Annotated in this window: 6 protein-coding genes and 1 rRNA gene; 3 read left to right on the forward strand and 4 right to left on the reverse strand. The window is 44.8% G+C overall.

Annotated elements, in window-relative coordinates; genetic code table 11:
• Positions 1-343 precede the first annotated feature (343 nt).
• Positions 344-1,414 carry an AI-2E family transporter gene (locus PHF32_08015; protein ID MDD4560661.1) on the forward strand — a complete coding sequence of 357 codons (1,071 nt, stop codon included), beginning with the start codon at positions 344-346 and terminating at the stop codon, positions 1,412-1,414.
• 3 nt (positions 1,415-1,417) lie between these two features.
• Here PHF32_08015 and era read toward each other — a convergent pair whose 3' ends face one another.
• From era to PHF32_08035, 4 genes are all read right to left on the reverse strand, one after another.
• A complete protein-coding gene (era, locus tag PHF32_08020) occupies positions 1,418-2,308 on the reverse strand; it encodes a GTPase Era (protein MDD4560662.1) in 891 nt (296 codons plus the stop codon).
• A 45-nt stretch (positions 2,309-2,353) separates the two neighbouring features.
• Entirely contained in the window at positions 2,354-3,595 is a 1,242-nt protein-coding gene (gene rocD, locus PHF32_08025) for an ornithine--oxo-acid transaminase (protein ID MDD4560663.1), read from the reverse strand.
• A gap of 115 nt (positions 3,596-3,710) precedes the next feature.
• Positions 3,711-5,114 (reverse strand): MATE family efflux transporter, encoded by a 1,404-nt coding sequence (locus tag PHF32_08030; GenBank protein ID MDD4560664.1) that lies wholly within the window; start codon positions 5,112-5,114, stop codon positions 3,711-3,713.
• Positions 5,111-5,941, reverse strand: coding sequence for a hypothetical protein (locus PHF32_08035; protein MDD4560665.1), 831 nt, complete (start codon positions 5,939-5,941; stop codon positions 5,111-5,113). Before PHF32_08035 ends, PHF32_08030 begins: the two co-directional genes overlap by 4 nt.
• A 371-nt stretch (positions 5,942-6,312) precedes the next feature.
• Here PHF32_08035 and PHF32_08040 point away from each other — a divergent pair, with 371 nt between their 5' ends.
• Together PHF32_08040 and PHF32_08045 are read left to right on the forward strand one after the other, a co-directional pair.
• Positions 6,313-7,908, forward strand: a complete 1,596-nt coding sequence (locus tag PHF32_08040) for a hypothetical protein (GenBank protein MDD4560666.1) — start codon at positions 6,313-6,315, stop codon at positions 7,906-7,908.
• 597 nt (positions 7,909-8,505) lie between these two features.
• Positions 8,506-8,600 (forward strand): 16S ribosomal RNA (locus PHF32_08045); the annotation flags it as partial.

The raw sequence follows: 8,600 nt of genomic DNA on the forward strand, positions 1-8,600 counted from the left end.
TTATCTATATGGATAACAAGTGTTTAAAACCAATGAAACTCATCTTCCCTCCCATCCTTTGCGATGCCTTCAGAAATGACTATCTTATCATCAATGACCCTGTATACTTTAAAGGGTTACCACTCAAGTTCTGAAGCACTTTTTAAGACACTTTTTAAGACACTTTTTAAGACACTTTTTAAGACACTTTTTAAGACACTTTCTCTGTGCTTTTTCTCTGTGCTTATTGCAAATCTCGATCTGGAAAGAGAACATGGAATCGAATCCTTGACAAAAGTATGGGGACATGCTTCATTGACAAAAGATCGATATATTATCAGCGAAGCTAGCAGAAGGAGAATTTATGGCCAAAGAGTGCAACAGAACTGACTTGGAACTGCGGTGGATCCGCATCCTACTAACCATTATCGCGATCCCCATGTTAGTACTAATTTTCAGAACCCTCAAATCCATCTTTATCCCTTTGGTATTTGCTGTATTCCTTAGCTTTGTTTTTGCTCCGTTGAATAAGTATCTGCGTAAGAAGAAAGTACACATCAGCGTTATCATGGTAGTGATGCTAGTGATCATCATTACCTTGATGATAGCATCCACAATGTTGCTCTTTTCAGCGGCAAATTCTTTGGTAACCGGCTTTCCACGCTATCAGGCCAGCCTGATCCAGAGGCTTCAGTCTGCAATGATGTATGTTCAGGAGTTTTCTGCCCGCTTTAATCTGGCCATGGAGGAGGGCTTCAATTACAATCTTTCGCAATTGATCTCTCCGGGAGGTTTTTCCATCTCTGGGGCGATATCCAATCTGATGGCTACTACGGTTGATATAGGCTGGAATTTCTTCCTGATCATCATCTTTCTTATGTTTATCGTAGCGCAGGATGGAAGCCTCGCAAAACGTTTGAACACTGTATTAAGTGAAGATGATCTGAAACGAACCGAGACTACATTGGGCAATATCCAACAACAAATCCAGCGCTATCTGCTCACCAAGACGGTTATCAGTCTGTGCACGGCCATATTGAGTATGATCCTGATGATGATGTATGGAGTGGATTTTGTGCTGGTGTGCGGCATTCTGGTTTTTATAATGAATTTTATTCCCAATATTGGCAGCATCATCTCTACGGGTATTCCCATCCTGATCAGCTTCCTGCAGTCGGGATTGGATCTGAGAACCATTAGTTTTTCCATTCTGCTAATTGCTACAGAGATGCTGTTTGGAAACGTGTTGGAACCCAAAATCCAGGGTCAAAAAATGAATTTAAGCCCCATCATGGTACTGGTTTCCCTGATATTTTGGGGTTGGGTGTGGGGTATCGTGGGGATGGTATTGGCTGTTCCCATTACATCGGCGATCAATATCGTCTTGATTCAGATCGACGAGAAGAACCTGGTTTCTGCGGTAATCAGCGGATAAGAACTATTTGAACCCCAGCTCTTTCAGCGAATGAGGCTTTTTACGCCAGTTTTCATTCACCTTTACGAAGAGGTGGATCTCGGCGGGGAATTGTAAAAATTCACTGAGTTGAACTTCGGCATACTCGCGTATCTTCTTCAGATTTTGCCCTCCCTTTCCGATCAAAATGGGCTTTTGAGAACTTCTCTCGATCCAGATTACGGCATCCACCACTACTTTGGCAGGTAATTCCTGGAAACGCTCAATCAGCACGGCTGTAGCATAGGGGATTTCTTCTTCAAACTGGTGAAATATGGCTTCCCGGATCAGCTCTTTGGCAAAAAAACGAAGAGGAAGGTCTGAAAGCTGATCTTCATCATAAAAGGGAGCGTGAAAAGGCACATAAAAGCGGATATTATCGATGAGCTCTTCTATTCCATCTCCGGTGAGTGCAGACACAAAGAGGCACTTATCCACAGTATTGGGAAGGTTGCTCTTCAAGCTCTCCCGATCGATGTCCAGTTCCAAATCAGTCTTATTGAATACCGCCAGGACGGGACTCTTTACATTCTTCAGCAAGTCCAGTACTTGGAGATCGTAATCAGTAGGAAAGCCTTGCACTTGAGTAAGAAAGATCACTAAATCCACGTCTTTATAACTGTCGCTGATAATACGTGCCATGCGCTCCTGCATCTCATATCGGGGTATCAGGAAGCCGGGAGTATCGATGAAGATGATCTGGTGTTTATCTGTGTTCCAGATGCCTTTCACAGCATAACGTGTGGTTTGAGGTTTAGCAGAGGTGATGGAGAGCTTTTCGCCCAAAAGCCGGTTCATCAGGGTGGATTTTCCGGTGTTTGGTTTGCCGATGATGGCAACAAAACCGCTCTTGAAATCTGGGGCTATCTGGTTCATAAAATCTGGGGCGAGATTGCTCCCGCCCCCATTATCTAACTTGGTTTACAGAGTTGCAAACACTTCTTTGATGATCTGCACGCATTCGGCAAGCTGTTCTTTGGTGATGACCAAGGGAGGAGCAAGGCGAATGATGTGACGATGAGTAGGTTTGCACAGCAATCCCTTATCTTTCAATTTCAGGCATACATCCCAAGCTTCCACGCCGTCCCTGGGCTCTACTACGATGGCATTCAGCAGGCCACGACCGCGAACAATCTTGATCATGGGGTGATTCAGATTGCGCAGTTCTTCCCGGAAGTATTCTCCCAGTTCATAAGCGCGCTCTGCCAGCTTCTCTTCTTTCACTACTTCAAGAGCGGCTTTCGCCACGGCGCAGGCCAAGGGAAATCCGCCGAAAGTGGAGCCATGCTGTCCAGGTTTTATTTGCATCATTATCTCTTTGTCCGCCAAAACGGCTGAAACAGGCAAAACACCGCCGGATATGGCTTTGCCCAGGATCAATACGTCGGGACGTACATTCTCGTAATCGCAGGCCAAAAGCTTGCCGGTACGGGCAATGCCGGATTGGATCTCATCGGCGATGAACAGCACATTGTGTTCCTTGCAGATGTCGAAACAGGCTTTCAGATAACCTTCGTCCGGAACAAATACACCGGCTTCACCCTGAATAGGCTCCACGATGAATGCAGCTACATTCTTGCCGTGTTTTGCCAAATAGTCTTTCAGGGCTTTGGGATCGTTGTAAGCTACTCTCACGATACCTGGAGTGAAGGGACCAAAGCCTTCATAACAATCAGGATCCGATGAAGCGGTGATGATGGTCACGGTGCGACCATGGAAGTTGTTTTCGGCGAATACTATGATAGCGTTGTTGTTCTCTATGCCTTTTACATTGTAAGCCCATTTGCGGGCAAGTTTGATAGCGGTTTCAACGCCCTCGGCACCGCTGTTCATAGGTAAAACCATGTCGTAACCAAAGTATTCCGTAATGTACTTCTCATACTCTCCAAGCTTGTTATTGTAAAAAGCGCGGGATGTGAGAGTAAGCACTTGAGCCTGATCACACAAAGCTTTGATGATCTTGGGATGGCAGTGGCCCTGGTTTACGGCAGAATACGCTGAAAGGAAGTCGTAATAGCGGTTTCCTTCAGGATCCCACATAAATACTCCCTCTCCCTTTGCCAGAACTACGGGCAGCGGATGGTAGTTGTGCGCACCGTATTCTTCTTCCAGTTCCATCGCTCTGCGAGAACTAATACTACCATATTTAAGTTGATCTGACATGTTTCCTCCATGTTCTGTTTTGTTATTATCCAATACCTAAGCCCCTATCCTGGAATATGCTTAACTGTCAAGCCAAATCCTTAACTGCCTATAATAAAAGGCAATTAACATTGCATCAAAGTATTTGTGTGGATTGCGAATTTGCCACAAGAACCGGCTCAGGATCGGATATTACCGCTTCGTGGTGCTTGAGCTTCTTCAGGATGATGATCAACATGGTTGTGCTGAGAGTGGTAGCAAGAAGATCCGCCAGCGGCATTGCAAAGACCAGCCCGTTAAACTCGAACAATTTGTTCAAAATCAGGATGGACGGAATATACATAATCCCTTGCCGTGAGAGCGATACCAGCAAAGCGGGCAATGCTTTACCCATGGCTTGAAGACTAGTCATCATAATCATACCCACTGCAGCAGTTGGGATCGCAAAGACATAAGCCTTCAGAATGTTTGTTCCAATATCTACAATAATCGGATCTTTTATGAAGATCATGATCAACTCCCGCGGAAAGACAGCAAATAGCACAGTGAGAACTGAACTCAGGCTCAAAGTAATCAGTACTGAAGTGCGGATAGTCTCTTTCATGCGTTTGTAGTTTCTGGCTCCGTAAGTGTAGCCAACCAGAGCTTGAATACCGGTAGATATGCCGATGAAGGTGAATATTGGGATGCTAAACACTCGCGATGCCACACCCAATGAAGCTACATGATGATCCGAGTAAACTGAAGCAAGCCTGAAACTAATAGTATTGCCTATGCTGAGCATCACTTGCGAAATAGAGGCCGGCATTCCGATCAGGAGGATCTCTTTATAACAAGTCCATTTCAGTTTGACATGCTTAAAAGACAGCGGGACTAAACTCTTCTTTTGAAGATAGTAAGAAAGATAATACATCATGCCGCCTGCATTGCCAAGTACGGTAGCAATGGAGGCTCCGGTTACTCCCATCTTGAAGACGAAAATAAACAAAGGATCCAACACGATGTTCAAACCCGTGCCAATAAACAAACCGATCATAGCTTCTTTGGCTGCCCCCTCCGCGCGTAAAAGCTGAACCAGAGTGAATTTCAGTAAGATCACAGGGCTGCCGAGCAAGATATAGAGCATGTAGTTCTTGGCGTGAACCAGAATCTCCCCGCTGGCACCAACCATTTTGGAAAAAGTGGGAATAAACATGATTCCCACAACGCCCAGAACTACCGACATCACAGCCGAACTAAATACTGCGGTTGCTAGAGTATTCTTTGAAGACTCCAAGTCCTTTTTGCCTAAAAGCCGGGAAAGATAGCTGCCACCACCGATTCCGAATACTCCCGCCATGGCCATTTGTAAACTGAATAGAGGTAAGGATATCGATACTGCTGCAACTTGATAGGGATCGTTCAATTTTCCTATATAAAAGGTATCGGTTAGGTTATAAAGTATGTTAACCAGCATGCTAAGCACGCTAGGTATGGCCAGATTCATGATTGCCTTTGGTATCGGCATACTTTCCAATACGTATAATTTGTTTTCTTTCATTTCTTGTTCTTTCTGTTTAGCTTCAAGGACAGTTTCATGCCGCCCCAAGGGTATGCTTTTTCTATGTTCTCAATTGTGAAAGGCGCTTCTACACCGCCCTCAATCATCATTGTGAGACCTTTATGAGTTCTGGACATTACCAGTCGCAAACCGCCATGATTGTATGTTTCTTCAAACGTTTCAAACCCCGGTTCTTTTGTGCGATACCAGTGCATGTTCGCTTTTCCCGCCAATGTTACATATATGTCTCTGATCATTACCCGGGTCACCAGCAACTGTGCTTCAGCCGAATAAAGGCGGTGATCAATATCGCCGGATATGCTACTGTCATTATCCCAATAGTTTTCATTCCCAATAATGAGCCCTCCCCCAAAAGCTACAGCAGTAGAAATCCCGTCTTGTTTGGATATCTGTTTCTTTAGCAAAGCTTTGGAGCTAAATCCTCCAGTTGAAGCACTTAAGCGAAGACTCCCGTCCAGGTCTTCCTCGATGCCATATTTCACTTCCAATGATTGCATAAGAGTGATGGATAGCACATCTCCCAAATCGTCCGATTCCTGCTTGTTCCATTTTGAAGCATCGATTCCGGGACTATAAATATAGCCTATCTCCAGTTGGTCCTTACCCAATGTTTCCGCTGTATCCAGTACAGAGGCATCAAATCCCGCACAACCGCTAAGGCCTGCCATCAATGCAACAAGCATAAGGATCCATACATGGCATATCATGGCACGGTTCTGTTTACACCATGATCTGGTTATACCATTCTTGCTCGGGCTGGAGTCCGGAATTCGGATGTACACATGAGTTTGGAGTGGTTGTTTCATAGATCTCCTGAAGTCTCGTTTGTAGAATTGCTTCGGTAGAAAGCGTCGTCTTTGGCAGAGCTTGCTCAATATTTATTGCATCACTAATTGGTAAAGCCGTGAATATGTCAAGTATTTTATCTGCAGCTATGATTGTAGTGAACTCTTGGAAATATTAATTTAGTAAGATTGAATATAAATGCAATTACTTATGATGCAAGTGAATGGCTCTGATTCTCAGGAAGTCGTGCCCTGCTGACTCCCCCTGTGTCTCCCGGAATCTATAAAAATCCTCATAATTCTGTCTGAAATAAGCTCTAGAACAGAAAATTCCCTTGACAATCCACGTGTTTATCGGTTTTAAGGGCACACACCTATATTGGGAGGAAATCATGAAAACTGTTTTTATATACTTAATGTTTGTATTCCCGCTGTTGCTTGCGGCTCAGGGACTGCAACCCACTATCCCGGGTGATTCCGTTCCGGACGAGGTTTACGAGGAATCTGAAGGCACGAGTTATGGTCTTGGTGGGGCTATCGGAGCCGTAACCATGAACGGAAGCACCTATTCCCAAGTGCGGTTACGCCCGGAAATCGGAGTAGGTAAATTTGGATTTGGCCTGGATATTGATCTTCTAATAGATTCTGAAGGTAGGATTCGTAAGGATGACTGGCAGGATTGGCAAGATTATGTGAACAAGATTTACTTCATTCGCTACGGCCAAAAGCAGGATCCCTTCTATTTTAAGGTCGGCTGCATTCCTTCCTACACGCTTGGACACGGCCTTATTTTCGACCACTATACAAATATGCTGCGTTATCCCGATGTGAAGAATGTAGGCGCTTATGTGGGCGTAAACAGCCCTATTTCGAGCATTGGCTTTGAAGCCTTTACTCACAATATTCATACGAACGAGATTCTGGCGGCTCGCGTACATGGAAATCCGCTGGAGTATTCCGGCATCCCCTTTCTGGAGAGCTTCAAGCTGGGTGTAAACGTTGGTTGGGATCGTAATCAGCTAGGTAAATATACCGATGATGACGACGATGATATTCCCGATGTGTACGATAAGTTCCCCAACGATTCCTCCGCTTGGCTGGATTCTGATGACGACGGTATTGCGGACAACGTGGATACGGATATCAATGGAACCGGTCTCATCGATCATCCCAGTATAAATGGCTATGTGGCAAATACATATCCAAACGTCGCGGTTGGGGCTGATCCGGATGACTTCAACTATTCCATTGTGCAAGACCAGGCCACTTCCTATACAGACGAACGCGAGATCATGATCTACAGCGTGGATTTCAACCTCCCTCTGGTCAACACATCATACCTTACTCTGGATCATTATGGAGAGTATGCGATGATCGACAAATACGGTAGCGGCATCACTTTCCCCGGTTTCGCAGCGAAGTTCCTCATTTTCGATGCCAAACTGGAGATGCGTAACTTTTCGGACGAATTTCTACCCGGATATTTCGATAGACTCTACGATGAACAACGCTCTTTCATAAATGTTGTGAAAGTACCTGGAGACACTTTGGTGCAATCTGTCTACTCCCTCAGCAGTAAAGAAGACCTATTGCGCACTACTAAGTCATCGGTGGGATGGTTTGGATATCTGCGCGGCGATATCCTGGATCTGGGTTATTTCAAATTGGCCTATCAGGATATGTATGGCAAAGACGTTACGACCGGAAAATCCTTGTGGATAAACCTCACAGCAAATCCTCATAACATCATGAACCTGAAAGAAGCTAGCATCAACTACAGCCAGAACAATGCCCGCTACATAGATTTCCTGGAACCTCGCAATGCCAATGCCACTGTGATGGGCAGTGTAGTGTACAGCATCGGTGAAAATGCCGACATTGTGGGTCGATATAGTGAGATGTATAATGATGTAAATGGAGACGGAAAGATCCGGGGGAGCAGGGAAGTGATCACTTCTTTTTCCTTTGGAGTGCAATTCACTTTCTAGAACCGTATTATCGCATCCAAAAGTATAAACCCGTGAAATCCACGGGTTTTTTCAGCTATTTATTGTCGCTTAGTAGTTCGTACTCCAACCTGCCTTCAACTAGAACACTGTAACACTGAAGGACTGAAGTGCCACTGTGAATTCTGTATTATCGAAGCAGATATAATCCCATTATTCTTGCTGTCACTCGATGATAACGGCTCTATATCTGGTTCGGTACTATTATAGGAAAGGAGGAAAATAACATGCAGATATCGACGCAGTCGTACAGGCGGAGGCCGATACGCCTCTCGGGTATAGATGAGTTCATTCGCAGATCCCCAAGCGTAATCGCAGATAAAACCCGGCGAGAATAATGAAATAACGTGAAAACCATAGATTTTTTCCTGCCTTGTTATGCATTGCACGAATGGTATTTAGAGGCATTCACAATCCTAGTATTCGACGATCAGCAAAAAAATGTATTGACAAAAAAAGCCCCCCAAAGAGTGTGACTAAACCTTGTCGCTGAGATTGATTCCTGCGGCAAGTCGTTCTTTGAAATTTATAGAGTGGGAATGTGAATAAGAAGCTCTTGTCAGTTCAATCATTTTAGTAATGATGGAGAGTTTGATCCTGGCTCAGGACGAACGCTGGCGGCGTGGATTAGGCATGCAAGTCGAACGGTAGATACCTTTCGGGGTATTGAGAGT

The sequence above is a fragment of the Candidatus Cloacimonadota bacterium genome, from assembly GCA_028706475.1.
Classification (GTDB): Bacteria; Cloacimonadota; Cloacimonadia; order Cloacimonadales; family Cloacimonadaceae; genus UBA5456.